Source organism: Pseudoalteromonas sp. SR45-6, from assembly GCF_014163545.1.
Taxonomy (GTDB): Bacteria; Pseudomonadota; Gammaproteobacteria; order Enterobacterales; family Alteromonadaceae; genus Pseudoalteromonas; species Pseudoalteromonas rhizosphaerae.
On sequence record NZ_JACJDM010000188.1, the window covers coordinates 1 to 443 of the forward strand.

Genomic DNA, 443 nt, shown 5'->3' on the forward strand with positions numbered 1-443 from the left:
TTTAATAAACCTAGGCAGCATACACCACCTAGGTTTGAATTCCTTTTCTGATTGTTAAAGAGCGTTTGGCCTGTAAATCTATTTTTAAATAACTTTAATCACAAAAGTAAAATATTGAGCTCGTATGCACGTTTTATGTTTTTCTCTAATAATACTGGGTCATCACTAAAGGGCGCAATAACATAATTAACCTCATCCCTCGGGTATTCTTTTTCGCCATCAATATCCGTATGAAAGACATATTTATAGTTATTTTTTATGTCGGGATCGAGGGGGTAATTTTCCATATAGGGGCCAATTTTATCACCTTTCCAAACTGTGCTGCACCCTTTATCTAGATAGTATTGAACTGAAGGTAACATTGCGTAAGGGATAGGTTTATTTTTATCCATATATTCATTTAATAACGTCCATAAATTACAGGCTTGATCGTAACTATCAGC

General features: G+C 34.3%; 1 pseudogene. It reads right to left on the reverse strand.

Annotated elements, in window-relative coordinates:
- Nucleotides 1-98 precede the first annotated feature (98 nt).
- Nucleotides 99-443: pseudogene (locus H5158_RS22835) on the reverse strand (hypothetical protein); the annotation flags it as partial.